Source organism: Rhizomicrobium sp. (genome assembly GCA_037200385.1).
Lineage (GTDB): Bacteria > Pseudomonadota > Alphaproteobacteria > Micropepsales > Micropepsaceae > Rhizomicrobium.
Window position 1 is genome coordinate 1,135,852 of the sequence record JBBCGL010000001.1, and the last position, 24,683, is coordinate 1,160,534.

Sequence of the window (24,683 nt, forward strand, 5' to 3'; positions counted from 1 at the left end):
GCCGCCTCCATGCCGGGTTCGGGACTAAAGAATAAGTCCGACCTATGACCGACATTGCCGAATTCGATCTCGAACATGCCGGCGCGCCCGTCTCGGGGCACGGCTTCGAAGCGTGGATCGCCGAGATCCGCGAGCTGCTCAAGCTCGCCGGACCGCTGATCCTCACCCAGCTCGCGCAGATGGCGATCGGCGTGACCGACACCACCATGCTCGCGCGCTACTCGACCACCGCGCTGGACGGCGCGGTGCTCGGCAACACGATGTTCTACTTCTGCTGGATCCTGGGCTCGGGGCCGTCGGCGGCCGTGTCGCCGATGATCGCGCAGATCCTCGGTGCCGATCCGGGCAACATGCGTGACGTGCGCACCGTGGCGCGGATGGGGTTCTGGTCGGTGGCGATGATCTCGGCGCCGCTGATGGTGTTCCTGTGGAGCGCCAAACCGCTCCTGATCCTGTTCGGCCAGTCGCCGGAACTGGCGGAGGCGGCGAGCAGATTCGTCGTGCCGCTGTCCTTCGGCCTGCCCTTCTCGCTCGGCTTCCAGGTGCTGCGCAACTATTCGACGGCACTGTCGAAGCCGAACGCGTCGCTGATCGTCGTCGTGCTCGCCGTCGGGTTCAACGCGCTGCTCGATTACGGCCTGATCTTCGGCCATTTCGGGCTGCCGCGGCTCGGCCTGACGGGATCGGGAATCGCCAGCGCGAGTTCCTTCGCGTTCACCTTCCTGACGATGCTGGGCGTGGTCCGGCTGACGCCGAAGCTGCACCGATATCGTATCTTCGTCGACGCGTTGAAGCCCGCCTGGGGCAAGCTCCGCGAGATCTACGTGCTCGGCCTGCCGATCGGCCTCACCATGCTGTTCGAGTCGACTCTGTTCTTCTCCTCGAATTTCATCATGGGCTATCTCGGTAAGGAGGTGCTCGCGGCGCATATCGTCTCGCTCAACATCCCATCGGTCACCTTCATGGTGCCGCTGGGCGTGGCGATGGCGGCGACGGTGCGCGTCGGCCTCGCGGCGGGGGCGCATGACGGCGAGGCGGTGCGGCGCGCCGGCTGGTCGGCGATCGGCGTCGCGGGGGTGTTCATGCTGTTCTGCGCGGCGCTGCTGGCGAGCTTTCCGTTCGAGATCGCCGCGCTGATCCTGCCCGCGACCGCGGCGAACATGCCGGCGCTCATGCTGGCGGTGACGTTCCTCCATGTCGCGGCGGCGTTCCAGCTGTTCGACGGCATCCAGGTGGCCGCGGCGCTCAGCCTGCGCGGGCTGAAGGACGCCCGCGCCCCGATGTGGATCGCAGGAGCGAGCTATTGGCTGGGCGGCTTCCCCGCCTGCATCCTGCTGGGCTTCGGCCTGGGGATGAAGGGCTTCGGGATCTGGATCGGCCTCGCCTTCGGCCTGTTCGTGGCCGCGGTGCTGCTGTGCTGGCGATTCTGGTGGCTTTCCCGGGCGCGTTAACGATGGGCGGCGCTTTCTGTCCGAAGATTCATCCGGACGCGCCACCGCCCGTCGCTATTGCAGCGCGAAAAGCGACGGCCGCTATTGGGAAGTCCATAGGACGGTACTATGTTCGGAGTCGACGAATTGTCTGGGGACCGTTTCATGCGCGCCTTGTGGATGGGCCTGGCGGGAGTGCTGGCAAGTGCCGCGCCGGCTTTGGCGAACGGCATCACCACAGTGCCCGGCCATATCACGACCTATGCGACGACCGATCTGGGGGGCGCGGGCGTGCCGACCGTCACCCGCGGCGATCAATTCGCGATCGCCTGCGACGGCATCAGAGGCAACGGCGCGGACGTCCGGGTGGTGATGGCGCTGGCCAACCCGCCCGGCGAGGCGCCGACCGGCTACAGCGCCGTGCTGGCGACGAACCAGAAGGTGGCGCGCCACGCGGTGCATGTGCAGGTCCCCGATGTGCCGGACCTCGCCAACCACACGGTGACCGTGACGGTCTATGTGACGGACGCGAAGGGCACCAAGGCCTGCGACGCGGGACGCGTGCATATCGTCTAAGCCGCTTCGCGGTTGCCCGGCAGGCCCGATCAGATAAACGGCACCAGCGCGATCACGCCGAGCGCGCCGGCCGCGATCCAGATCGCGACGCGGACATGGCGGCTGCGGGCCGCCTGCGCCGCGGCGATCAGCGCGACGGACTCCGGATGCAGCCGGACGCCGCCGTCGGCCAGCATCGCGCTGATGATCTCGGCGTTGCGCAGGAGCTGCGGCAGGTTCTGCGCCACGCGGCCCAGCGCGCTCATCCCTTCGGCGGCGTCGCGCAGCCGGCCTTCGGGCCCCATGTGCTCGAGCATCCATTTCTCGACGACCGGGCGGCTCGCCTCCCACATGTCGAAATCCGGATCGAGGCCCCGCGCCACGCCCTCGACCACCATCATGGTCTTCTGCAGCAGCATGAGCTGCGGCTGCGCCTGCATGTCGAAGCGCCGCGTGGTGTCGAAGAGCTGCGCCAGAAGGCGCGCCATCGAGACGTCCTTCACCGGACGGCCGAAGATCGGCTCGCCGATCGCGCGCAACGCCTGGGCGAAGGTGTCGATGTCGTGCTGCGGCGGCACGAAGGCGACGTCGAAATGGACCCGCGCAACGCGGCGGTAGTCGCGTGCGAGGAAGCCGGCCAGGGTCTCGGCCATGAAGCGGCGCATCTCGCTGTCGAGCCGGCCCATGATGCCGAAATCGACCGCGACCAGCCGGCCCTGCGCGTCGACGAAGAGATTGCCCGGATGCATGTCGGCATGGAAGAAGCCGTCGCGCAGCGCCTGGTTCAGGAAGCTGCGCACCACCAGCACGGCGATGCGCCTGGGATCGTGACCGGCGGCGACCAGCGCCTCGCGGTCGCGCACGCAGATGCCGTCGATCCATTCGCTGGTCAGCACCTGGTCCGAGGTCCGGTTCCAGTCGATATGGGGCACGCGGAAATCGGCGTCCTGGCGCGTGGTCTCCGCCAGCTCGGAGGCGCCGGCGCCTTCCATGCGCAGGTCCAGCTCCAGCGCCATCGAGACCGCGAGCATCTCGACCACCGCACGCGGCCGCAGGCGGCGCGCTTCGACGCTCCAGCGCTCGGCGAGCCAGGCGGCGCGCGCGAAGGCGGCGAGGTCGCGCCCGAAGATGGCGGCGATGTTGGGGCGCAGCACCTTCACCGCGACGCGCACCGGCGTCTCGTCGGCGGTGAGGCCGTCATGGACCTGCGCGATGGAGGCGGCCGCGATGGGCTCGGACAGCGCGCTGTAGAGCGCGTCGATGGGCTTGCCGAGGGCCTGTTCGATCACCTTGCGGGCCTCCGCCGTCGGGAAGGGCGGCAGGCGGTCCTGCAATTGCTCCAGCGCGTGCGCCACGTCGTCGCCCACGATGTCGGGACGCGTGGCGAGAACCTGGCCGAGCTTGATGTAGGCGGGGCCGAGGCTTTCGAGCGCGCGCGCCAGCCGCACGCCAGGCGAGGCGTCGTGCCTGGCACGCCCCGCGCCGAGCAGGCGGCGGAGCAGGCGCGCCGACGGCGGCAGCAGCGCTTCGTATTCCCTGGGAAAGAGCGCGTCGTTGCGCGACAGGATCCGCGCGGCATGCCAGAGACGGCGATAATCGGAATAGGCGCTCACAGCCGCCATGCCGAATGCATCGCGGCGATGCCGCCGGTGAGGTTGCGCACCTTCACCAGGCCGAGACCCGCCTCTGCGATCATCTTCGCGAAGCGTGCCTGCGGCGGGAAGCGCCGGATGCTCTCGGCGAGATAGCGGTAGGCCTCGGCGTCGCCGGCAACCATCTGGCCTAGCCGCGGCAACACGTTCAGCGAATAGGCGTCGTACAGCGCATCGAGACCCGGCGCTTCGACACGCGAGAATTCGAGACAGAGGAAGCGTCCGCCGGGCCTCAGCACGCGGCGCGCCTCGCGCAACGCCTTATCGATATGCGTCACGTTGCGGATGCCGAAGGCGATCGTATAGGCGTCCATGCAGGCATCGGGGAACGGCAGCGCCTCGGCGTCGCCGGTGACCCAGGCGATGGCATGCTCGCCCTTGGCCTCAGCACGCCGCACGCCTTCATTGACCATCGCTTCGTTGATGTCGCAGACCGTGATGTCCGCCGGCCCGCCCCGCGCCCGCGCCAGGTCGGCGATGCGGAAGGCGACGTCGCCGGTGCCGCCGGCCACGTCCAGCACCCGCCAGCCCGGACGCGGGTTCAGCCATTCGACGAAGGCGTCCTTCCACAGCCGGTGCACCCCGGCCGACATCAGGTCGTTCATCAGGTCGTACCGGGAAGCGACGGAGGAGAACACCTCGCGGACGAGGCCTTCCTTCTGCGCTTCCGGCACGTCGCGGAATCCGAAGCTGGCGGTCGTGTCGCTGTCGCTCATCGGGCTGAATCATACAATACTGTCATCCCGTAAGAGTAGCGGGGTGGAGCGGTTCATAGCGACAGCGTATGAACGGACCCACCGTGACGTTTCGCCATGGGTCCCGGCTCTGCGCGATGCTTACGCATCGCTTGGCCGGGATGACAGGAATTGGTGAATGCCCGAATTGCCCGAAGTCGAGACCGTCAAACGCGGCCTCCAGCCCGTGCTGGAAGGCTTCCGGATCGTGCGCGCCGAGACCCGCCGCGGCGATCTGCGGGTTCCCTTTCCCAACGACTTCGCCGGGCGGCTGACCGGCCGGCGGGTGGTGAAGCTGTGGCGGCGGGCGAAATACATCCTGGGCGACCTCGACGACGGCGAGACGCTGGTGATCCATCTGGGGATGAGCGGCCGGATGAGCGTGCATGCAGGCGGCAGCCTCAAGAAGCTCGGAAGCTATGTGCACGACATGGGCGATCCCACGATCGGCACCGACAAGCACGATCATGTGGTGATCGACACCGACGCGCCGGCGCGGATCGTGTTCAACGACCATCGCCGCTTCGGGCTGATGCTGCTGGTGGAGACCGCATCGCTCGACGAGCACAAGCTGTTTGCCGGGCTCGGCATCGAGCCGCTGTCGGCGAAGTTCGACGCGGCCTTTCTCGCGGCGGCGCTGAAGGGAAAGAAGACGCCGATCAAGTCTGCGCTGCTCGACCAGCGCGTCGTCGCGGGGCTGGGCAACATATATGTCTGCGAGGCGCTGTTCCGCGCCGGCATCTCGCCCAAACGTCTGGCGGCGAAGGTGCGCGGCGACCAGATCGAAGCGCTGGTGCCGGCGATCAAGACGGTGCTGAACGAAGCGGTGAAGGCCGGCGGCTCGTCCCTGCGCGACCACAAGCGCACCGACGGCGAGCTCGGCATGTTCCAGCACAATTTCCTGGTCTATGGCCGCGAAGGCAAACCCTGTCCCGGCAAGGGCTGCAAGGGCACGATCGAGCGCATCGTCCAGGCGGGACGATCGACGTGGTATTGCCCGAAGTGCCAGAAATGAATTCACCTCCCCCTGGAGGGGAGGTCGACGCGCGCAGCGAAGCGAGCACGTCGGGTGGGGGGCCGCCCTATGCGGCGGCACCCGCCCCCACCCGAAATTTGCTTCGCAAATTTCGACCTCCCCACAAGGGGGAGGTGAATCTGCTGTGTCTCGCCGCCGACGCTCTTCAGATCGCCGGGCGCGCGCAGGCGACCGCGCTCGAACTTGCCGATCCAGCGTTCGGCGATGTCGCTGATCGGAACCGGGTTGAGGTAGTGCAGCTTCTCGCGCCCCTCGCGCCGGACGGCGACGAGGTTCGCCGCTTCCAGCAGCATGAGATGCTTGGTCACCGCCTGACGCGACATCGCAAGGCCCTCGCACAGCTCGCCCAAACTCTGCCCGTTCTTGTTGTGGAGCCGGTCCAGCAACTGGCGGCGGCTCTTGTCCGCCAAGGCCCGGAAAACGGCATCCATGCTCATGGTCCATATATGCAACCATTTGGTTGCATGTCAAGGACGGCGCTATGGAGGCGCGCCGAATTTTGGAGCCGCTTCCGTGAACCACCTGAACATCATCGCCACGACGCAAGACGCCGTGGGCCTCATCACGCTGAACCGGCCCAAGGCGCTCAACGCGCTGAACGCGGAATTGCTCGGCGAGCTGGTGGCGCAGCTCGAAGCCTGGGACCAGGACGATACGGTGCGCTGCATCGTGCTCACCGGGTCGGAGCGTGCTTTCGCGGCCGGTGCCGACATCAAGGAGATGGCGCCGCGATCCTACATGGACATGTACAGATCCAATTTCTTCGCCGACGCCAACGACCGGATCTCGAACATCCGCAAGCCGATCATCGCGGCGGTGGCCGGTTGGGCCTTGGGCGGGGGCTGCGAGCTGGCGATGCTGTGCGACTTCATCATCGCGGCCGACACGGCGAAGTTCGGCCAGCCCGAAATCACGCTGGGCGTCATGCCGGGCATCGGCGGCACCCAGCGCCTGACCCGCTTCGTCGGCAAGTCCAAGGCGATGGAGATGTGCCTGACGGGCCGGAACATGGACGCCGCCGAGGCGGAACGCACCGGGCTGGTCAGCCGGGTGGTGCCGGCGGCGGAGCTGATGGCCGAAGCGATGAAGGCCGCGACCAAGATCGCCGAGCAGTCCCTGCCGATCGCGATGATGACCAAGGAGACGGTCAACCGGGCCTACGAGACCACCCTGGCCGAAGGCGTGCGCTTCGAGCGGCGGCTGTTCCATTCGATGTTCGCGACCGCCGACCAGAAGGAAGGCATGGCGGCATTCGGCGAGAAGCGGAAAGCGAATTTCACGGACAAATAATCGTTCGCCCGCAATCCAAGCGCGGTTCAAAAGCCGATGCGGCCCGACGTGGCGGCAAGACGCTCAGGGCCTCGATCAGGAAAAGGTGTGGAAGTCCGTCAGGAAGAAGAGCCCGGCAGCCTGCGCTGCGCTTGCTTCAAACTTTCGCCACTCCGGGCGACGCCATTCGTCGCGGATGGGGAGCATCAGATGAGATTCTTGGGCACGCCTGAAATTGTTGCCGGGCACTTGCTCACTCCAATCGTCCTTGGATCAAGTCCGTACAGTGCGACGCAACCTTGCCTTTGAAGTGCATTTATGCGCAAAAATACAACCTAAAAGTGTTCCAAGCAAGAATACACTCTGCAATTCCGGGAAGGATTCGACGTTAGCCGGAAGCTATTTGACCCTAGCTTCTCGCAAGGCTATACGCCCGGTCCGATTCAGTCAGGAAGACCAATGCCCAATATCGACTCCTCCAAGAAGCGCGTGCGCACCACGGCCAAGCGCACCAAGATCAACCAGGCGCGCAAGACCCGCGTCCGCGGCTTCGTCCGCAAGGTCGAGGAAGCGATCACCAAAGGCGATCCGGCGGCAGCCCGGGCCGCGCTGAAGGCGGCGGAGCCGGAGATCATGCGCGGCGTGAGCAAGGGCGTCCTGCACAAGAATACCGGCTCGCGGAAGGTCTCGCGTCTGAGCAAGCGGGTCGCCAAGCTGAGCAAGTAGCTGTCTTCCTTGACGGATTCCAAACCGGGTCGGCAACGGCCCGGTTTTATTGTCAGTGGACGGATTTTCTTTGTACATGCACAATGCTGCGGCGCAGCGACGCGGAACTGTCACCTAAGTGTCTGATTCAGCGGCGCAACGTCATACAAGGAAAATTCCTTATACGGACAAAAGGGTTAGCTCAAATCCAAGTTGCAACAGAATCGTCAAAGTTCTTCCTTCGTTCACTTGCCTCTGATTCGGAAATGCGTTTGATTAACCTTCGTCCGATGGGCAAGAGAAAAAGATGCCGAAGAAGAGCAATAATATAACAGAAATATTCGGGTCATCCTGCCAGTATTCGGGCTCCGACTGTAAGAACAGTACGAACTGAGTTCTCTACATTACTGCAAGTACAGGCTGGGCGCCGTCCGGCCGGTGTGAGATTTTGTACATTCGGGTCCATCGATGTCCTCCCAAAACCCTTCCGATTATGCCGGCGACTTGAGCGCCACCGAGGCCTGGGCCCTGCTCCAGAGCGAGCCGCGTGCACGGCTGGTCGATGTGCGGACCAGCGCGGAATGGAACTTCGTCGGCCTGCCCGACCTGAGCGAGCTCGGCCGCGAGGTCGAGCTTGTCGAGTGGCAGGTTTTCCCGACCATGCAGGTCAATCCCGGCTTCGTGGCGCAGACCGAACAGGGCGCCGCCGACAAGACCGCTCCGGTGCTCTTCCTGTGCCGCTCGGGCGCGCGGTCGCGCAGCGCCGCGATCGCGCTGACCCGGGCCGGCTACACCAAGGCCTACAACGTGGCCGGGGGCTTCGAGGGCGACCTCGACGGTTCGCGCCACCGGGGAAACAAGACCGGATGGAAGGCATCGGGCCTTCCGTGGAAACAGACTTGAGGGAAACGACCATGCGACGAGGGGTGACGGCCTAAGACGGGCCGAGTTTAGACGACCGAACCGGGCGCAAAGCCCGGACGAACAAGGGCTAGCCGGCGTCGCGCCGGTCAAGGCGGATAGAGGGTAATGGCACAGATGACGAGTAAGCCGATGCGGCCGGATTGGCCGGCGGCATGGACCGGTGCGCGCGAGCGGCTGCGGCGGGAACTGGGTGACGCGGTGTTCGAGGCCTGGATCGGGCCGCTTACGCTGGACGGCTTCGACAAGGACGAGGTGCGGATCGGGACGGCGAAGTCGTTCATCCGCAACTGGGTCAGCGAGCGCTATGTCGCGCGCATCGAACGCGCTCTGCGCGCCGAGGGCGCCGAACCCGTCTCCCTCTCGATCGTGCTGTCGGCCGCCAAGCCGATGGTCGGCGGCGGCCTGCTGCGCGAAGCCGTGCGCAACGAGGCGACCGCGGCCTCCTATGGCCAGGGCACGCATGACGAGGAAATCGCCGGCGAAGCGACAAAGGGCCTCTGGACCCGCATGCTGCATCCGCAGCAGACCTTCGACAGCTTCGTCAGCGGCACGGCCAACGAGTTCGGCCTGAGCGCGGCCAAGAGCTTCGCCGAGGGACAGCAGAGCGATTTCAACCTGCTCTACATCCATGGCGGCTTCGGCTACGGCAAGACGCATCTGCTGAACGCCGCGGCGCTGGAATTCCGCAAGCGCGGCAAGCGCGCGCTGTTCCTGCGTTCGGAGGATTTCATGCGCCACTTCCTGGGCGCGCTCTATCGCAAGGACACGCTGGCGTTCAAGGAGGAGCTGCGCACCGCCGAAGTGCTGCTGATCGACGATCTGCAGCATATCTGCCGCTCCACCGCGACGGCGTCGGAGTTCCTCTATACCGTCAACGCCTTCGCCGACCTGCGACGGCGCGTGGTCATCGCGGCCGACCGCGCCCCGGCGGCGCTCGAAGGCCTCGGTGCCGATGTGAAGTCGCGCCTGGCCGGCGGGCTGGTGGTGACGCTGGACAAGCCGGATCGCGAGACGCGGCTGGCGATCCTCAAGGGCCGCGCGGCGGAATTCGCCCGGCACAAGCCGCAGGCCCTGCTGCCCGACGACGTGCTGGAGCACATCGCGGATATGGAGAACGCCTCGCCGCGCGAACTGATCGGCGTGTTCACCAAGCTCGCGACCTACACCGACCTCACCAAGAAGCCGGTGACGCTGGAGACCATCGAGGACGTCGTGGGCCTGCGCAGCGCGCCGGGCGCCAAGACCTCCATCGAGGACATCCAGCGCAAGACGGCGGAGTTCTACAAGCTCGACGTGCGCGATTTCCATTCGCCGCAGCGAGCCCGCCGCGTGGCACGGCCGCGCCAGGTCGCGATGTATCTCGCGCGCCAGCTCACGACGCGTTCCTTGCCCGAGATCGGGCGGCGCTTCGGCGGGCGCGATCACACGACGGTCCTGCATGCCTGCCGCCGCATCGAGGCGCTCTGCCTCGAGGACAAGGCGTTCAAGCAGGAGGTCGAATTCCTCCGCACGGTGCTGTCGCGCACGAATTGACATTCGCCACGCTCGGTTTTGAGAAAGGCCGCGACCGGGACCGGTCGCGGCCGGACCGGCGGAAGACCGAAAAACCGAGGGAATCCGGGCAAAGACGACGGGTTTGGCGCTCATTATTCCTTCGCCCTTTGTACGCGTTTTGTTATAATCGCAAACCTGAGTCTCGGCTGTCCGGAAACTCAAGGAAATCAGTGGGTTGCCGTGCCGCTCGGGCGGGCCGGACCTTCGGTTTTCCAACAGCCCAAACCACGCTTGCGAGAACGATGAAAATCAACGTCGAACGGGGCGCTTTCCTTAAGGCGCTGAGCCACGTCCAGAGTGTCGTCGAGCGCCGCAATACCATCCCGATCCTCTCCAACGTCCTGATCGAGGCCGGCAAGGGGCAGCTCAAGCTGACCGCCACCGATCTCGACATCGAGATCGTGGAAGCCATTCCGGCCGACGTGCTGCGCAACGGCTCGGCCACGGCACCGGCGCACATGCTGTACGACATCGTGCGCAAGCTGCCCGACGGGGCGCAGGTGCAGGCCGAGTTGCTGACCAGCGAGGGTGGCCGCCTGGCCGTGTCGGCCGGCACGGTGCGGTTCGAGCTGGCTTGCCTGCCCAAGGAAGATTTCCCGCAGATGGCGGCGGGCGCCCTGCCCCACCGCTTCCGCCTGGCGGCGGACGACCTCAAGCGCCTGATCGACAAGACGCGCTTCGCGATGGCGACGGACGAGACACGGTTCTACCTGATGGGCATCCACATCCATGCCGCCAAGGAGAAAACCAAGACGCTGCGTGCGGTCGCGACGGACGGCCATCGCCTGGCCCGCTTCGAACTCGACCTGCCGGACGGCGCCGCGGACATGCCGGGCATCATCGTGCCGCGCAAGACCGTGACGGAGCTGCGTCGGCTGCTCGACGACGCCGACGGCGCGATCGAGATCTCGCTGTCGGACACCAAGATCCAGTTCTCCTTCAGCGGCGTCGAGCTGACCTCCAAGCTGATCGACGGCACCTTCCCGGACTATCAGCGCGTGATCCCGAGCGGCAACGACAAGGCGCTGCAGATCGAGTCCAAGGAGTTCTCGCACTCCGTCGACCGCGTCTCGACCATCTCGGCCGACAAGACGCGTGCGGTGAAGCTCGCCATCGCCAAGGACAAGGTGACCCTGACCGTGGTGAACCCCGACAGCGGCACCGCGACGGAGGAACTGGGCGCCACCTACAGCGCGGCAGGGATCGAGATCGGATTCAACGCGAAATACCTGCTCGACATCACCGGCCAGATCGAAGGCAAGGAGATCCGCTTCCTGCTCTCCGATGCCGGCTCGCCGACGATCATCGAGGATGCCGAGGATACGCGCTCGCTCTACGTCCTCATGCCGATGCGGGTTTGAGATTGACCAATTCTGCGCATCCACCCTTCGAGGCATCGCTGCGCGATGCACCTCAGGGTGACGAGCGTGGCTTTCGCCAGGCAGGCGACGGGCAAAACGCTCGTCATGCTGAGGTTCCCGATGCGCAGCATCGAGCCTCGAAGCACGCGCGCTTGGCGGTGACGCGCCTGACGCTGCGCAATTTCCGCTCTTACGCGGAAGCCGAATTTGCCAGCAGCGGCGCGCCGGTGGTGCTGGCGGGGCCTAACGGCGCGGGAAAGACCAACCTGCTCGACGCGATCTCGCTGCTGTCGCCGGGTCGCGGCCTGCGCGGGGCCCGGCTGGGCGAGCATGTGCGGCGCGGGCCGTCGGTTTCGAGCGACGCGCTCTGGGCGGTGGCGGCGAGCGTGTCGCGCGGCGGCGAGAGCTATGAGATCGGCACCGGCCTGACCCTGGGACCCGGCGGCGGCGAGCGGCGCGCGGTGCGCCTCAACGGTGCGCCGGCGCAGAATTCGGCCGAACTGGGCGAACTGGTGCAGATGCTGTGGCTGACGCCGGCGATGGACCGGCTCTTCATCGAGGCGGCGAGCGGACGGCGCAAATTCCTCGACCGCCTGGTGCTGGGCTTCGACGCCGGCCATGCGCGGACCACGACGCGCTACGAGACCGCGATGCGCGAGCGGGCACGGCTTTTGAAGTTCGGTCCCCGCGATCCGGCCTGGCTGGACGGGCTGGAAACGGAGATGGTCGAAGCCGGCATCGCGATGGCCGCGGCGCGAGCGCAGACCGTCGCGCGGCTGAACAGGGCGCTCGCGGCCCGCGGCGAGGCCGGTGCATTTCCCTCGGCCCAGCTCGCCCTGGACGGCGATACCGATGTGCTGCTTGCCGAACTGGGCGAAGGCGCGGCAGCGACGTTGCGCGAGAAGCTGGCGCGCGCGCGCATCCGGGATGCGGAAGCGGGCCGTACCACGGTCGGGCCGCATCGGACCGATCTCGCCGTGCGACACACCCAAAAACGCGCCGATGCGCGCGAATGCTCGACCGGCGAGCAGAAGGCGCTGTTGATCTCGATCGTGCTGGCGGACGCCCGGGAGCTCAGCGCCGCCCGCGACGGCCATGCGCCCCTGCTGTTGCTGGACGAAGTCGCCGCCCATCTCGACGCGCGCCGCCGGACGGCGCTGTTCGAGGAAATCCTTGCGCTCGGCGCGCAGGCCTGGATGACGGGGACCGACCTGTCCCTGTTCGAAGGCCTTCAGGCGCGCGCCGACGTGTTTCATGTCAACGACGGCCAGTTCGTCCGTCAGGAGTAGGCCTTTGTCATCCATTCATCCCCTTACGATCTCTTGCGGCGCCATGGCCGCGGCGGTGCGCTGATGTCGGGCGACGGCAACATGCAGGCCGGCAACGAGCCGGGCAAAGACGCGGTCGAATACGGCGCCGACAGCATCAAGGTGCTCAAGGGCCTCGACGCCGTGCGCAAGCGGCCGGGCATGTATATCGGCGACACCGATGACGGCTCGGGCCTGCACCACATGGTCTACGAAGTCGTCGACAACGCGATCGACGAGGCGCTGGCCGGCTTTGCCACAAGCGTGAACGTCACGCTGAACGCCGACGGCTCGGTCACCGTGCGCGACAATGGCCGCGGCATCCCGACCGGCATCCATGAGGGCGAAGGCGTCTCGGCAGCCGAAGTCATCATGACCCAGCTCCACGCCGGCGGTAAGTTCGAGCAGAACGCCTACAAGGTCTCGGGCGGCCTGCACGGCGTCGGCGTCTCGGTGGTGAATGCGCTCAGCGAGTTTCTCGACCTGCGGATCTGGCGCGAGGGCAAGGAGCACTATATGCGCTTCCGCCACGGCGAGCCCGAGGCCCCCTTGCGCGTGGTCGCGGAGAACAACCAGGCCCGCGGCACGGAAGTGACCTTCCTGCCCTCGCCGCAGACCTTCACCAAGACGGAGTTCGACTTCGCGACGCTGGAGCACCGGCTGCGCGAGCTCGCCTTCCTGAATTCCGGCGTGACCATCGTTCTGGCGGACAAGCGCGGCGTCGAGCCGAAGGAGACCGTGCTGCACTACGAGGGCGGGCTCAAAGCGTTCGTGCAATATCTCGACCGCGCCAAGACCTCGCTGATTTCCGCGCCGATCATGATCATCGCGGAACGCGACGGCATGACGGTGGAGGTCGCGCTGACCTGGAACGACAGCTATCACGAGAGCATGCTGTGCTTCACCAACAACATCCCGCAGAAGGACGGCGGCACGCATCTGGCCGGCTTCCGTGCCGCGCTGACGCGCGTGGTGACGAAGTATGCCGACGAGATGTCGAGCGCCAAGAAGGACAAGGTGCCGCTGACCGGCGACGATTGCCGCGAGGGGCTGACCTGCGTGCTGTCGGTGAAGGTGCCGGATCCGAAATTCTCCTCGCAGACCAAGGAGAAGCTGGTCTCTTCGGAAGTGCGGCCCGTGGTCGAGAGCGTCGTCATCGACCAGCTCGGGCGCTGGCTCGAAGAACATCCCGGCGAAGCCAAGGCGATGGTCGGCAAGGTGCTGGAGGCGGCGCTGGCGCGCGAAGCGGCGCGCAAGGCGCGTGAGCTGACGCGGCGCAAGGGCGTGCTGGACGGCGCCTCGCTGCCCGGCAAGCTCGCCGACTGCCAGGAGCGCGACCCGGCCAAGTGCGAGATCTTCATCGTCGAGGGCGACAGCGCCGGCGGCAGCGCCAAGCAAGCGCGCAATCGCGAGAACCAGGCCGTGCTGCCGCTGCGCGGCAAGATCCTGAACATCGAGCGGGTGCGTTTCGACCGCATGCTGACCAGCGACTCCATCGTGTCGCTGATCACCGCGCTCGGCACCGGGATCGGCCGGGAAGAGTTCAATCCCGACAAGCTGCGCTACCACAAGATCATCATCATGACCGACGCCGATGTCGACGGCGCGCATATCCGCACGCTGCTGCTGACGTTCCTGTATCGCCAGATGCCGGAGCTGATCGACCGCGGCCATGTCTACATCGCGCAGCCGCCGCTCTACAAAGCGGCGCGCGGCAAGACGGAGCGCTACCTCAAGGACCAGGCGGAATACGACGACTACATCATCTCCGAAGGCTCGGAAGGGGCCGTGCTCGTGCTGCACAATGGCGAGACGCTGGCCGGCGCCGATTTCGATGCGGTGGTGGCAAAGGCGCGCAGCGCGGTGGCGGCGCTGAACGGCTTTCCGCAGCATTATCCGCGGTTCGTGCTGGAACAGGCGGCGATCGCGGGTGCGCTCAATCCGGAGGTGCTGGCGGATCCCGAGCGCGCGAGGACGACGGCAGCCTATATCGCGAAGCGGCTGGACCTTCTTTCGGATGAATTCGAGCGCGATTGGCATGGCGAGCCGACGCCCGATGGCGGGCTGAAGTTCTGGCGCGAGGTGCGCGGCGTGCGCGAGGCGGTGGCGCTCGACGGGCACCTGATCGACAGCGCCGATGCGCGCAAGCTCGACCGGATGGCCGCCGACCTGCAGCTGACCTATCTCAAAGCGGGGCAGATCAAGCGCAAGGACGAGACCGTCGACGTCCATGCCCCGAGCGGGCTGATCGACGCGGTGCTCGAATGGGGCCGCAAGGGCCTGTCGCTGCAGCGCTACAAAGGCCTGGGCGAGATGAATCCCGAGCAGCTATGGGAGACCACGCTGGACGAGAATGCCCGTACGCTGCTGCGCGTGAAGATCGAGCATGTCGACGAGGCGGACGATCTCTTCACCAAGCTGATGGGCGAAGTGGTCGAGCCGCGCCGTCTGTTCATCCAGGACAATGCGCTCAACGCGGCCCTGGACGTCTAGCGCGGCAACGCCGGCGCCGGGCCACAACCGGGCGCGCCTGCGTAGCGTGCAAATCCGCGATATGCGGTATTGACGTGCACTATATATAGTTACAACCTGTGATTGCATCGCATCCATAGGCGTGTTCCATGGGATTTCGCCTCTCGCGGGCAAGTCTGTTTCCTGGCGTAAGGCTGAACATCAACGGTGGCGGCATCAGCACGACGCTCGGCCTGCGCCAGGAGTGCAACGTCGGCATCGCGCGTTCCGCCAAGTCTCGCACCGCCGGCCGCGCCCCGGCGACGGCGCTGCTGCTCGACATTGAGGACGAGGTCGCCGTCGCGACCGCCGACGCCTCGACGAGCGTCGGACTTTTCGCGCTGCACAACCTGCTCGACAAGGCGCTGCGCCGGCGCGCCGAGCTGTGCGCGGCGCTCTTGCGCGCGGAGCAGCATGAGCACCGCGCCCGTTTCGCCTTGTCGGCGGCGCAACGCTTTCTCCTGCGCCTTGCCTTCCGCCGCCGGCTCGCCACGATCGCCCGCAAAGCGTTCGAGGCGCGCAAGACCTGCGAGCGTCTGAACGGCGAGCTCGCCGCCTGCGTGATCGACGTCGATTTCGGGCTCGGGGCCAAGGCGATGGAGACGTTCGACATCCTGGTCGACGCCTTCGCGGCCTTGGGGCGGAGCGACGGCGTATGGGACGTCACGGCGGCGGCGGCGCTGGAGCGCCAGGCAAGGCCGGGTGCGAAGATGCCGCGGACGCCGGTTGCCTTCGCCGCCGAAGGCCTCGACATCGTGCGCAGCGACGCCAGGGCGTTGCGGCTGCCGAGCGCGCAAGGCACGACCCTGATCATCTATCCCACGGTCGCGATCCTGTGGCGCGGCACGGACGACTTCGTGCTGTTCGACGCGCGCGACATCCGCCTCGCGATCTCGGCGCACAGCGTCTGCGAGGACGGCGTCGTGCCGGACGACGCGGAGCTGACGGGCCATACCTGGAAGGTCGCCAATCGCGACGGCTCGCGCGACCGCAGCGCCCCTCGCAATCGGCAGATTCCCATCCTGCGTTATGGCAGCATCGCGCTTCGCAGCGAAGCCGGCGGCGACGTGAACTACCTCGTCAGCAGCTATGCGCTGGCGGGCCGTTTCCGCGGCGCCTGGTATGAATTCCGGTCCAGGCTGCGCACCGCGCAGGATGTCGCGCCCTGGCGCATGCCCGAGCCGACCACCACCGAAGACTTTACGCCACCGGAAAGCTTCGTCGCGCCCGTTCCCGCGGTGTCGCTGTTCGCCGATGGATTCACGCTCGGCTTGTGCGCGCTGATCCTTGTCGCCGCGCTCGCCTGGCGTGCGGTGCCTGTGAAGGAGATCGCGCCGCAGTCGTCGACCGCAACCGCCGCGGCCGTGCCGGCGGGGAAACGCGAGGTCGTCCTGGTGATGGAGGACGCCGCGATCATCCGGGCCGCGCCGGACGAAGCTTCGGCCATTCTCGCCCGCGCCAGATTCGGCGACATCTTCGAGTTCTATGCGCGGCGCGGAGCCTGGCTACAGCTCGGCCACAAGCAGCCGCTCGGCTGGGTGCGCGCATCGCAGGTTTCGCTGCCGGCACCGTGAGCCGCCGCAAATCGCCGGCAGGACGCCGACTTACGCCCGCGCGCTCACCAGCCAGCAGGCAATGCGCGGCCGGATGCCTTCGGGCGTCCGGAGCTTTTCGAACGCGGTTTTCACCGCCAGACGCACCTGCTCGCGCGTCGCGTCGTCCACATCGTTGAGGGCCCGCGACAGGGGCCCCAGATGGGTCATCTGGAAGGCCGCGTGATCGGCGCTTGGACCAAGATCCATGCGGCCGTCGAGCTTCTCGATCTTTACGTCGGCAAAGCCGGCCTTCTCGAGGATGTCCTGCGTGCGTTCCGGATCGGCGAAGGCAAAGGGCCCAGGCGCGAGCGGATCGGCCGGCGGCTGCGCCGGGAGCAGATCCTTCGCCGCCGCGGCCGGGATGCCGACCCATTCGTTCTCCGCGACAGGACGCCAGCAGACGAAGGCGAGACGGCCACCGGGCTTGAGCGCCTTGCGGATGTTGGCAAAGGCGGCCGGCGGATCGTCGAAGAACATCACGCCGAAGCGCGAGAAGACCAGATCGTGGACCGGCTCGAAGGCCTGGAATGCCGCGTCGGCCTCGATGAATTCGACGTTGTGAACGGACGCAGACGCCGCACGGGCGACGGCGAGCAGCGGCGCGGAAATGTCCACGCCGGTGACCTGCCCGCCCGGCGATACGGCGTTGGCGAGGATCCGCGTCGTCTGGCCGGCGCCGCAGCCGATGTCGAGCACGCGCTCGCCGGAGCGCGCGCGGGCAAGGTTCAGGACGCCCGCACTGGCGTCCTGCAGGTTGCGATCCATGTCGGAGCGGAATTCCGTCCATTTGAGGCCCGTGGCGCCGTTCCAGAACGCGATCTGGTCCGCATTCGCCGGCTCGGTCATGGCGCAACCCTCTTGTAGAACACCGTCGTCTCGCAGAAACGGCCATCGGGCCACAGCGCGTAGTCCGGGATGGCACCCACGCGCTGCCAGCCCAGGCGGGTATAGAGCCGGTCGGCGGGGCTCGCCGTCACCGTGTCGAGGACCAGGACCGTGCGGCCTTCGCGCCGCGCGACGGTCTCGAGCGCCGTCATCAGCGCCTCGGCGACGCCCCGGTTGCGGGCGGAGCGGTGCACCAGCAACTTCTTGACGTCGGCGCGGTGGGGCTGATTCGGCATGGTGTCGAGGCCGAGCTGGACCGTGCCGACGATGCGGTCCCCGTCACGGGCGGCGAACAGCTTCGTCCGGCCCGCAGCGACGTCGTCGCTCACCTTGGCGAAGAACTGCGCGGCCTCCGCAATGCCGAAGCCGTCCATGAAGCCGACCGAGGCGCCGCCGGCCACGCAGTCGGCCAGCACGCCGGCGAGGCCGGTGGTCGCGGAGCGCGCCGCATCGGCGTCCAGCTCCTCGACCGCCGCCGCCACCTATTTCGTCTCCAGCTTGCGCTTGCGCATCGCCAGCGTGCGCAGGCGCAGGCCGTTGAGCTTGATGAAGCCCTGCGCGTCCTTCTGGTCGTAGGCGCCCTGGTCGTCCTCGAAGGTCACCAGATCCTGGCTGTAGAGGCTGTAGGGCGAGGAACGGCCGATGACGGTGACATTGCCCTTGTAGAGCTTCAGCCGCACCGTGCCGCCGACGAACTCCTGGCTCTTGTCGATCAGCGTCTGGAGCATCTCGCGCTCCGGCGTGAACCAGAAGCCGTTGTAGATCATCTCGGCATAGCGCGGCATGAGGTCGTCCTTCAGGTGCGCCGCGCCGCGGTCGAGGGTGATCGACTCCATCGCGCGGTGCGCCGCGAGCAGGATCGTGCCGCCCGGCGTCTCGTAGATGCCGCGCGACTTCATGCCGACAAAGCGGTTCTCGACGAGATCGAGGCGGCCGATGCCGTTGGCCTTGCCGAACGCGTTGAGCCCGGCCAGCAGCGCGGCCGGCGAGAGCGCCTGGCCGTCGATCGAGACGGCGTCGCCCCGCTCGAAGCCGACCTCGATCACCGTCGCCTTGTCCGGCGCCTCTTCCGGCGCGATGGTGCGCTGGTAGACGATGCTGTCGGCCTCGACCGCGGGGTCTTCGAGCACCTTGCCCTCCGACGAGGAGTGCAGCAGGTTGGCGTCGACCGAGAAGGGCGCCTCGCCGCGCTTGTCCTTGGCGATCGGGATCTGGTGGGTCTCGGCGAACTCGATCAGCCTGGTCCGGCTGGTGAGGTCCCATTCGCGCCAAGGTGCGATGATCTTGATCTCTGGCTGCAGGGCGTAATAGCTCAGCTCGTAGCGGACCTGATCGTTGCCCTTGCCGGTCGAGCCGTGGCTGACGGCGTCGGCGCCGACCTTGCGCGCGATCTCGATCTGCTTCTTGGCGATCAGCGGCCGGGCGATGGAGGTGCCGAGAAGGTAGACGCCTTCATAGACGGCATTGGCGCGGAACATCGGAAAGACGTAGTCGCGGACGAATTCCTCGCGCACGTCCTCAATGTAGATGTTCTCCGGCTTGATGCCCAGCAGCAGCGCCTTCTCGCGGGCCGGACCGAGCTCCTCGCCCTGCCCCAGATCGGCGGTGAAGGTGACGACCTCCGCGCCATAGGCGGTCTGCAGCCATTTGAGGATCACCGAGGTGTCCAGCCCGCCCGAATAGGCCAGGACGACTTTCTTGACGGATTTGGCGGACACGGTCGGGCTCCGAGCGATACTCTGCCGGCCTTCATAGCGGCATGGCGGAGAGCGTCAAGCGGTTGGCAGCCATGCCGTCTCGGGTGCAAGGACTCATGCGGCCGCCGCGCGCTGGGCATGCGAAAACCGCAACCACGCTTGGGGTATGAAGGACGAAACGGGGAGCGCGATGAAGATGCTGGAATTCTGGTTCGAGTTCGCTTCGACCTATTCGTATCCGGCGGCGATGCGGATCGGACGGCAGGCGGCGGAGGCGGGCGTGCCGCTGCGCTGGCGGCCCTTCCTGCTGGGGCCGATCTTCGCCCGCCAGGGCTGGAACGACTCGCCGTTCAATCTCTACCCCGTGAAGGGCAGATATATGTGGCGCGACCTCGAACGTATCTGCGCCCGCGAGGGGCTGGCGCTGGCCCGGCCGGCGCGCTTCCCGCAGAACGGGCTCAAGGCGGCGCGCCTGGCGCTTGCGAGCGAAGCGGAGGGTTGGATGCCCGACTTCGTGCGCGCGGTCTATACGGCGAATTTCGCACAGGCGCGGGACATCGCGGACGACGCGGTGCTGGCAGAGATCCTGCGCGGGCTTGGCGTGGATGCGGCGGCGGCCATCGCAGCCGCGAACGCGCCGGCGAACAAGGAAGGGCTCAAGGCGCAAACCGACGCGGCGATCGCGCGCGGCGTTTTCGGCGCGCCGAGCTTCACCATCGGCGACGAGCTGTTCTGGGGGAACGACCGGCTGGAGGACGCTATCGCGTGGGCGCGGCAAGCGTAGCAAGGATGAACGCCGTGCGCGCCTCGACGCGCGCGCGCGGGACTTCGACCGTGCGATAGCCATGCCGCGGATAGATCGCGGCGATCGTCTCGTACGTGGCGACGGCCTCGGCGAAGCTGTGCTTGCGCAGGTCGTCATGGCAATAGATCGCCTCCCAGGGCGGAAAGAGGAACACCGTCGCATTGTAGCGGCACTCCGCGATCGCGCGGGCGAGCGGCGGCGGATCGGCTTCTCCGGGAGCGTTGCCATAGCCGGAGAGTTCGGGAATTGCGCGGTCGAAGAACACCGGCGCGTCCATCCCAGCCATCGCACGATAGTCGGCGAGGCTGCGATCCAGGACGAGGTCGCGATAGCGCGCGCGGTCGCCGTCATGGGTGGCGTTGCCGCCGACGGCGGCCTGGCCGCGCAGCACGTGCCGCGCCGCTTCGTCCACGCAAGCATAACCCTTCGCCCGAAGCGCTTCGATCAGCGTGGTCTTGCCGGCGCCGGGACCGCCGGTGAAGATGTGGAAATTCGCTTTGTACATGGATCCTCGCTGGCGCGGCCGCGCGAAAGCTACGCGGCGGCGCGTTCGAAAAGACGGATTGTCGGGGGATATTGCGATTTAAAACCCGCATCCGGGCCGCGTCAAGCTACCAGCTGCCGCCGTCGACCCGGATGACCTGGCCGGTGGTATAGCTCGATGCATCCGAGGCGAGGTAGAGCGCGGTACCGACGATCTCATGCGGCTCGCCGAAACGTTTGAGGCCGAGCGCATGCTTGGCGGCTTCGTTGTCGCGCCAGGCAGCCGAGACGTCGGTGAGGAACGGGCCGGGCGCGATGCAGTTGACGCGCACCTTGGGCGCGAAGGCCTTGGCGAGAGCGACCGTCATCGCGTTCACCGCCGCCTTGGCGCCGCCATAGGGAATGGTGTGCGGCATCGGCAGGAAGGCCGCGGTGCTCGACAGGTTGATGATCGTGCCGCCTGCGCCTGCCGCCATGCGCTCGCCGACCAGTGCGGCGAGGCGGAACGGGCCCTTGAAGTTCACGTCGATCACCTTGTCGAACAGTTCCTCGGTCGTGCCCGAGAGCGACGGTGCCAGAGGCGACATGCCCGCATTGTTCACCAGGATGTCGATCCGACCGAACCGCGCATAGGCGGCCTCAGCGAGCAGGTCGTTGTCGCTCCATTTGCCCACATGCGCCGCCACCGGCAGCGCCCGCCGGCCGAGCGCCTCGACCTCCTTCGCCACCGCCTCGCAGGCCTCGAGCTTGCGGCTCGCGATCACGACATCCGCGCCGGCCCGTGCGAAAGCCAGCACCATCTCGCGCCCCAGGCCACGCGACCCTCCGGTGATGACGGCGATTTTTCCGGCGAGGGAGAAGAGATCGGTCATGTGAAACCTCGGCGCATCGGCACATTTCGCGGTGCTTTCCGGCAAGGGACGACGGAAACGGAAAATACCCGGGCCATGCGACGCGCAAAGCTCCAAGCGTCATTTCGAACGGAGATTTTCATGCGCCTGTCCCGGATATTCAAGCTTGGTGTCGCGCTGGCGGCCGTGACGGCCGCTTCCGGCTTTGCCTTTGCCGGCGATGCCGCCAAGGAAACCCCGCTCAGCATGGTCGAGGCGCTCCACGCCGCTTTCGGCAACCATCACGCGCGCGCGGTGCACACCAAGGGCATCGTCCTGGAAGGCACCTTCACCCCGTCCAAGGAGGCCAAAGGCCTCGTTAAGGAGCCGGTGTTCGCCGGCGGCACGCTGCCGGTGATCGCGCGCTTCTCCGACTTCGCGGGCGTGCCGACGCTGCCGGACAATGACGACGGCGCCGCGCCGGCGGGCTTTGCGGTGAAGATCAAGGCGCTGAACGGCGACGACTTCGACATCGAGGCGAACCAGCACAAGGACTTCATCGTCTCGACCTTCGACGAATTCGCCATCTTCCTGCGCGCCGTGGGCGCGACCAAGCCGGACTCGCCGCATCCCAATCCGGTGGAGCAGTTCCTCGCCGCCAACCCGCATGCCAAGGACTTCCTCGGCAGCCTGACCTATCCGATCTCCTATGCGCAGGCGAAGTATTTCGGCGTCAACTCGGTCAAGTTCACCAACGCCAAGGGCCAGGCCGCGTTCGTGCGCTATCAGTTCGTGCCGCAGGCCGGCGAGCATTACCTGACGCCGGCGGAGCGCAAGGCAGCGAGCGCCAGCTATCTCGGCGACGAGCTTCTCGCGCGCATCGCCAAAGGCCCGATCGTGTTCGACCTCTATGCCCAGATCGCCATCAAAGGCGACAAGATCGAAGACCCTGCCATCGCCTGGCCGGACAGCCGCAAGCGCGTCAAGCTCGGCACCTTCGCGCTGACCAGGCTTCCGGCCGATCCGGGGACGGCGCAGCGCACCCTGCTCTTCCTGCCCGGCCAGCCGCATCCGGGCGTCGAGCCGGCCGATCCGATGCTGGTGCTGCGCAACAGCGCCTATCCGATCTCGCTCGGCGAGCGGCAATAGCGGACGGTCAGTCGCGTATGGCCCGCCGCCAAGCAGCGGGCGAGGTGCCGGCGATGCGCGTGAAGACGCGGGTGAAATGGCTCTGATCGGCAAAGCCGCAGCGCACGGCGATCTCGGCCAGCGGCAGGACGGTCTCGCGCATCGCGGCCTTCGCCTTTTCGACCCGGCGGCGCAGCAGCCATTGGTGCGGCGCCATCCCGGTCGAGGCGCGGAAGGCGCGCGCGAAATGGCTGGCGGAGAGGCCGCATTCCGCCGCCATCGCGGCCGGCGCGAGATCGCCGTCGAGATGCGCGTCGATCAGCTCCATCGTGCGGCGCTCCTGCCACGGCGCGAGCCCGCCGCGTTTCATCGCGCGGATCGCCATCCCGCCATAGGTCTGCGCGATATGCGCCGCGGCGGCGAGCGTGACGTGCTCGACGAAGAGACGGCTCGCCTGCTCCGGCGTCTCGAAGGCCGGCATCAGCGCCATGGAGAGCCCGCGCATGACGGGATCGTCGATACCGCGCCCACGCGCCGCGTTGAGGCCCGTGATCCGCCGCACGCCCGCCTCGTCGGCCAGCGAATCGAACGCCCCGCGCGGCAGGTGGAAGTGAAGCCCGATCAGCGGGCTGTTCACATGGATCCTGGGCGCCTCCTTGAGGTCGTAGATGGTGATCGTTCCGCCGACGATGGGCTCGCTCGGGACGGCGCGGTCGTTCTCGAAGAGCTGGAATTTCGGGTAGTGGCCCCAGCCCAGGCTGACCAGAAACGCATCCTCGACCGGCGGCCGGTCCGAGAGCTCGAAGGTCGGCTGCTCCTGCCGCAGATAGGTGACGGCGACGGCGGACTTCTTGAGCGTGCGGGTGACGAAGGCCGGCGCCGTCGGAGCGCCGAACCGCCTGGCGAAGGTCTCGCCGTAGAACTCCTGGCCGGTCATGCGGGGATCGAGTTGGGCGCGAGGGCCATGGCGGAGATTACAGGCGTTTTGGCGCGGCAGCTACCCGCGCGGTCAAAGCGTCATTGATCAATTTTGACCACCGACGATCAGACGACCGCCCTTCAGATGATCTTCTCAGCCTGGCATCCGCTGCAGCGCCGCGCTTTCCAGCTCGGCCATGCGGTCCTTCGCCTTCAGCTTGACGCTTTCGCTCTTGAGCTGGCCACAGGCCGCCATGATGTCCCGGCCGCGCGGCGTGCGCACGGGCGAGGCATAGCCGGCGCGGTTGACGACCTCGGCGAATTTCTCGATCTGCTCCCAGTCCGAACACTCGTAAGGCGCGCCCGGCCAGGGGTTGAACGGGATCAGGTTGATCTTCGCGGGGATGCCGCGGATCAGGCGCACCAGCTCGCGGGCCTCCGGCAGACTGTCGTTCACGCCCTTGAGCATCACATACTCGAACGTGATTCGGCGGGCGTTGGAGACGCCGGGATAGGTGCGGCAGGCGTCGAGCAGCGCCTTCAGCGGGTATTTCTTGTTGATCGGCACGATCTGGTCGCGGACATCGTCGCGCACCGCATGCAGCGAGATCGCCAGCGACGAGCCGATCTCCGAGCCGGCGCGCGGGATCATCGGGACCACGCCCGCGGTGGAGAGCGTCACGCGCCGCTTGCTGAGCGCCAGCGCGTCGCCGTCCGCGACGATGGCGAGCGCCGCCTTGACGTTGTCGAAATTGTAGAGCGGCTCGCCCATGCCCATCATCACGACATTGGTGACGCGGCGGTCCGGCCCGGTGCTCGGCCAGTCGGCGAGCGAATCCTTGGCGACCATCACCTGGCCGACGATCTCGGCCGGCGTGAGATTGCGCACCAGCTTCTGGGTGCCGGTGTGGCAGAAGCGGCAGTTGAGGGTGCAGCCGACCTGCGACGAGACGCATAACGTGCCCCGGCCGGGTTCAGGGATGAACACGGTCTCGAACGCGATCCCCGGACCGGTGCGCAGCAGCCATTTGCGGGTGCCGTCGTTCGATATCTGCTCGGTGACGATCTCGGGCCGCGCCAGGGTGAAATTGTCGGCCAGCAAGGCACGGATGTCCTTGGCGAGATTGGTCATCGCCGCGAAGTCCCGGACGCCGTGGACGTAGATCCAGTTCCATAGCTGACGGGCGCGCATCGACGCGGCCTTCTCGGGCAGGCCGGCAGCGGTCAGCGCGGTCTGGAGTTCGTCCGGCGAGAGGCCGATGAGCGGAACGGAGGTCATTTGCGCTTATTTAGTCGAGCGAATA

General features: G+C 66.9%; 23 protein-coding genes. 13 read left to right on the plus strand and 10 right to left on the minus strand.

Annotated elements, in window-relative coordinates:
- Positions 1-44: 44 nt before the first annotated feature.
- Both WDM91_05550 and WDM91_05555 read left to right on the plus strand, forming a co-directional pair.
- Positions 45-1,451 (plus strand): MATE family efflux transporter, encoded by a 1,407-nt coding sequence (locus WDM91_05550; protein ID MEI9994036.1) that lies wholly within the window; start codon positions 45-47, stop codon positions 1,449-1,451.
- Positions 1,452-1,595: 144 nt separating this feature from the next.
- A complete protein-coding gene (locus tag WDM91_05555; protein MEI9994037.1) occupies positions 1,596-2,006 on the plus strand; it encodes a hypothetical protein in 411 nt (136 codons plus the stop codon).
- Between the two features lie 29 nt (positions 2,007-2,035).
- On the opposite strand, the gene ubiB is transcribed toward WDM91_05555, so the two are convergent.
- Both ubiB and ubiE read right to left on the minus strand, forming a co-directional pair.
- Entirely contained in the window at positions 2,036-3,607 is a 1,572-nt protein-coding gene (gene ubiB, locus WDM91_05560; GenBank protein MEI9994038.1) for a 2-polyprenylphenol 6-hydroxylase, read from the minus strand.
- Positions 3,595-4,353 (minus strand): bifunctional demethylmenaquinone methyltransferase/2-methoxy-6-polyprenyl-1,4-benzoquinol methylase UbiE, encoded by a 759-nt coding sequence (gene ubiE, locus WDM91_05565; GenBank protein ID MEI9994039.1) that lies wholly within the window; start codon positions 4,351-4,353, stop codon positions 3,595-3,597. The genes ubiB and ubiE overlap by 13 nt, the downstream gene beginning before the upstream one ends.
- A gap of 157 nt (positions 4,354-4,510) precedes the next feature.
- Between ubiE and mutM the strand changes: the two genes are divergently transcribed.
- Positions 4,511-5,386 (plus strand): bifunctional DNA-formamidopyrimidine glycosylase/DNA-(apurinic or apyrimidinic site) lyase, encoded by an 876-nt coding sequence (gene mutM / locus WDM91_05570; protein ID MEI9994040.1) that lies wholly within the window; start codon positions 4,511-4,513, stop codon positions 5,384-5,386.
- Between the two features lie 2 nt (positions 5,387-5,388).
- Here mutM and WDM91_05575 read toward each other — a convergent pair whose 3' ends face one another.
- Positions 5,389-5,844 (minus strand): metalloregulator ArsR/SmtB family transcription factor, encoded by a 456-nt coding sequence (locus tag WDM91_05575; GenBank protein MEI9994041.1) that lies wholly within the window; start codon positions 5,842-5,844, stop codon positions 5,389-5,391.
- A gap of 76 nt (positions 5,845-5,920) precedes the next feature.
- On the opposite strand from WDM91_05575, the gene WDM91_05580 reads away from it, so the two are divergent.
- The 8 genes from WDM91_05580 (at position 5,921) to WDM91_05615 (ending at position 16,612) form a co-directional block, all read left to right on the plus strand.
- Entirely contained in the window at positions 5,921-6,697 is a 777-nt protein-coding gene (locus WDM91_05580; GenBank protein ID MEI9994042.1) for an enoyl-CoA hydratase, read from the plus strand.
- A 438-nt stretch (positions 6,698-7,135) separates the two neighbouring features.
- Positions 7,136-7,402, plus strand: coding sequence for a 30S ribosomal protein S20 (rpsT, locus tag WDM91_05585; GenBank protein MEI9994043.1), 267 nt, complete (start codon positions 7,136-7,138; stop codon positions 7,400-7,402).
- A 447-nt stretch (positions 7,403-7,849) separates the two neighbouring features.
- On the plus strand, positions 7,850-8,284 hold the full coding sequence (locus tag WDM91_05590) for a rhodanese-like domain-containing protein (protein ID MEI9994044.1): 435 nt from the start codon (positions 7,850-7,852) through the stop codon (positions 8,282-8,284).
- A gap of 135 nt (positions 8,285-8,419) precedes the next feature.
- Positions 8,420-9,838 carry a chromosomal replication initiator protein DnaA gene (gene dnaA / locus WDM91_05595; protein ID MEI9994045.1) on the plus strand — a complete coding sequence of 473 codons (1,419 nt, stop codon included), beginning with the start codon at positions 8,420-8,422 and terminating at the stop codon, positions 9,836-9,838.
- Between the two features lie 263 nt (positions 9,839-10,101).
- Positions 10,102-11,220 (plus strand): DNA polymerase III subunit beta, encoded by a 1,119-nt coding sequence (gene dnaN, locus WDM91_05600; GenBank protein MEI9994046.1) that lies wholly within the window; start codon positions 10,102-10,104, stop codon positions 11,218-11,220.
- A gap of 158 nt (positions 11,221-11,378) precedes the next feature.
- The gene (gene recF, locus WDM91_05605) at positions 11,379-12,509 is read left to right on the plus strand and encodes a DNA replication/repair protein RecF (GenBank protein ID MEI9994047.1); all 1,131 of its coding nucleotides are present in this window, start codon (positions 11,379-11,381) and stop codon (positions 12,507-12,509) included.
- A gap of 63 nt (positions 12,510-12,572) precedes the next feature.
- Positions 12,573-15,020 carry a DNA topoisomerase (ATP-hydrolyzing) subunit B gene (gene gyrB, locus WDM91_05610; GenBank protein MEI9994048.1) on the plus strand — a complete coding sequence of 816 codons (2,448 nt, stop codon included), beginning with the start codon at positions 12,573-12,575 and terminating at the stop codon, positions 15,018-15,020.
- Between the two features lie 128 nt (positions 15,021-15,148).
- Positions 15,149-16,612: an SH3 domain-containing protein gene (locus WDM91_05615; protein MEI9994049.1), complete on the plus strand. Its 1,464-nt coding sequence runs from the start codon at positions 15,149-15,151 to the stop codon at positions 16,610-16,612.
- 30 nt (positions 16,613-16,642) lie between these two features.
- Here WDM91_05615 and WDM91_05620 read toward each other — a convergent pair whose 3' ends face one another.
- The 3 genes from WDM91_05620 to WDM91_05630 are packed head-to-tail and all read right to left on the minus strand — an operon-like array spanning position 16,643 to position 19,236.
- Positions 16,643-17,479 (minus strand): class I SAM-dependent methyltransferase, encoded by an 837-nt coding sequence (locus tag WDM91_05620; protein MEI9994050.1) that lies wholly within the window; start codon positions 17,477-17,479, stop codon positions 16,643-16,645.
- A complete protein-coding gene (locus tag WDM91_05625) occupies positions 17,476-18,000 on the minus strand; it encodes a GNAT family N-acetyltransferase (GenBank protein ID MEI9994051.1) in 525 nt (174 codons plus the stop codon). The genes WDM91_05620 and WDM91_05625 overlap by 4 nt, the downstream gene beginning before the upstream one ends.
- The gene (locus tag WDM91_05630) at positions 18,001-19,236 is read right to left on the minus strand and encodes an argininosuccinate synthase (protein MEI9994052.1); all 1,236 of its coding nucleotides are present in this window, start codon (positions 19,234-19,236) and stop codon (positions 18,001-18,003) included.
- Positions 19,237-19,381: 145 nt separating this feature from the next.
- Between WDM91_05630 and WDM91_05635 the strand changes: the two genes are divergently transcribed.
- The gene (locus tag WDM91_05635) at positions 19,382-19,999 is read left to right on the plus strand and encodes a 2-hydroxychromene-2-carboxylate isomerase (protein MEI9994053.1); all 618 of its coding nucleotides are present in this window, start codon (positions 19,382-19,384) and stop codon (positions 19,997-19,999) included.
- Here WDM91_05635 and WDM91_05640 read toward each other — a convergent pair.
- Positions 19,974-20,525, minus strand: coding sequence for an AAA family ATPase (locus WDM91_05640; protein ID MEI9994054.1), 552 nt, complete (start codon positions 20,523-20,525; stop codon positions 19,974-19,976). The genes WDM91_05635 and WDM91_05640 overlap by 26 nt on opposite strands.
- Positions 20,526-20,631: 106 nt before the next feature.
- Positions 20,632-21,375 carry a glucose 1-dehydrogenase gene (locus WDM91_05645; GenBank protein MEI9994055.1) on the minus strand — a complete coding sequence of 248 codons (744 nt, stop codon included), beginning with the start codon at positions 21,373-21,375 and terminating at the stop codon, positions 20,632-20,634.
- 120 nt (positions 21,376-21,495) lie between these two features.
- Between WDM91_05645 and WDM91_05650 the strand changes: the two genes are divergently transcribed.
- Positions 21,496-22,482: a catalase gene (locus tag WDM91_05650; protein MEI9994056.1), complete on the plus strand. Its 987-nt coding sequence runs from the start codon at positions 21,496-21,498 to the stop codon at positions 22,480-22,482.
- 7 nt (positions 22,483-22,489) lie between these two features.
- Here WDM91_05650 and WDM91_05655 read toward each other — a convergent pair whose 3' ends face one another.
- Both WDM91_05655 and rlmN read right to left on the minus strand, forming a co-directional pair.
- Positions 22,490-23,398, minus strand: a complete 909-nt coding sequence (locus WDM91_05655) for an AraC family transcriptional regulator (protein MEI9994057.1) — start codon at positions 23,396-23,398, stop codon at positions 22,490-22,492.
- Between the two features lie 135 nt (positions 23,399-23,533).
- Positions 23,534-24,658 carry a 23S rRNA (adenine(2503)-C(2))-methyltransferase RlmN gene (rlmN, locus tag WDM91_05660; protein MEI9994058.1) on the minus strand — a complete coding sequence of 375 codons (1,125 nt, stop codon included), beginning with the start codon at positions 24,656-24,658 and terminating at the stop codon, positions 23,534-23,536.
- Positions 24,659-24,683 lie beyond the last annotated feature (25 nt).

Coding starts and splice junctions, on each gene's coding strand:
- WDM91_05550 (MEI9994036.1), top strand. CDS start 45: ATGACCGACATTGCCGAATTCGATCTCGAACATGCCGGCGCGCCCGTC.
- WDM91_05555 (MEI9994037.1), top strand. CDS start 1,596: ATGCGCGCCTTGTGGATGGGCCTGGCGGGAGTGCTGGCAAGTGCCGCG.
- ubiB (MEI9994038.1), bottom strand. CDS start 3,607: ATGGCGGCTGTGAGCGCCTATTCCGATTATCGCCGTCTCTGGCATGCC.
- ubiE (MEI9994039.1), bottom strand. CDS start 4,353: ATGAGCGACAGCGACACGACCGCCAGCTTCGGATTCCGCGACGTGCCG.
- mutM (MEI9994040.1), top strand. CDS start 4,511: ATGCCCGAATTGCCCGAAGTCGAGACCGTCAAACGCGGCCTCCAGCCC.
- WDM91_05575 (MEI9994041.1), bottom strand. CDS start 5,844: ATGAGCATGGATGCCGTTTTCCGGGCCTTGGCGGACAAGAGCCGCCGC.
- rpsT (MEI9994043.1), top strand. CDS start 7,136: ATGCCCAATATCGACTCCTCCAAGAAGCGCGTGCGCACCACGGCCAAG.
- WDM91_05590 (MEI9994044.1), top strand. CDS start 7,850: ATGTCCTCCCAAAACCCTTCCGATTATGCCGGCGACTTGAGCGCCACC.
- dnaA (MEI9994045.1), top strand. CDS start 8,420: ATGACGAGTAAGCCGATGCGGCCGGATTGGCCGGCGGCATGGACCGGT.
- dnaN (MEI9994046.1), top strand. CDS start 10,102: ATGAAAATCAACGTCGAACGGGGCGCTTTCCTTAAGGCGCTGAGCCAC.
- gyrB (MEI9994048.1), top strand. CDS start 12,573: ATGTCGGGCGACGGCAACATGCAGGCCGGCAACGAGCCGGGCAAAGAC.
- WDM91_05615 (MEI9994049.1), top strand. CDS start 15,149: ATGGGATTTCGCCTCTCGCGGGCAAGTCTGTTTCCTGGCGTAAGGCTG.
- WDM91_05620 (MEI9994050.1), bottom strand. CDS start 17,479: ATGACCGAGCCGGCGAATGCGGACCAGATCGCGTTCTGGAACGGCGCC.
- WDM91_05635 (MEI9994053.1), top strand. CDS start 19,382: ATGAAGGACGAAACGGGGAGCGCGATGAAGATGCTGGAATTCTGGTTC.
- WDM91_05640 (MEI9994054.1), bottom strand. CDS start 20,525: ATGTACAAAGCGAATTTCCACATCTTCACCGGCGGTCCCGGCGCCGGC.
- WDM91_05645 (MEI9994055.1), bottom strand. CDS start 21,375: ATGACCGATCTCTTCTCCCTCGCCGGAAAAATCGCCGTCATCACCGGA.
- WDM91_05650 (MEI9994056.1), top strand. CDS start 21,496: ATGCGCCTGTCCCGGATATTCAAGCTTGGTGTCGCGCTGGCGGCCGTG.
- WDM91_05655 (MEI9994057.1), bottom strand. CDS start 23,398: ATGACCGGCCAGGAGTTCTACGGCGAGACCTTCGCCAGGCGGTTCGGC.
- rlmN (MEI9994058.1), bottom strand. CDS start 24,658: ATGACCTCCGTTCCGCTCATCGGCCTCTCGCCGGACGAACTCCAGACC.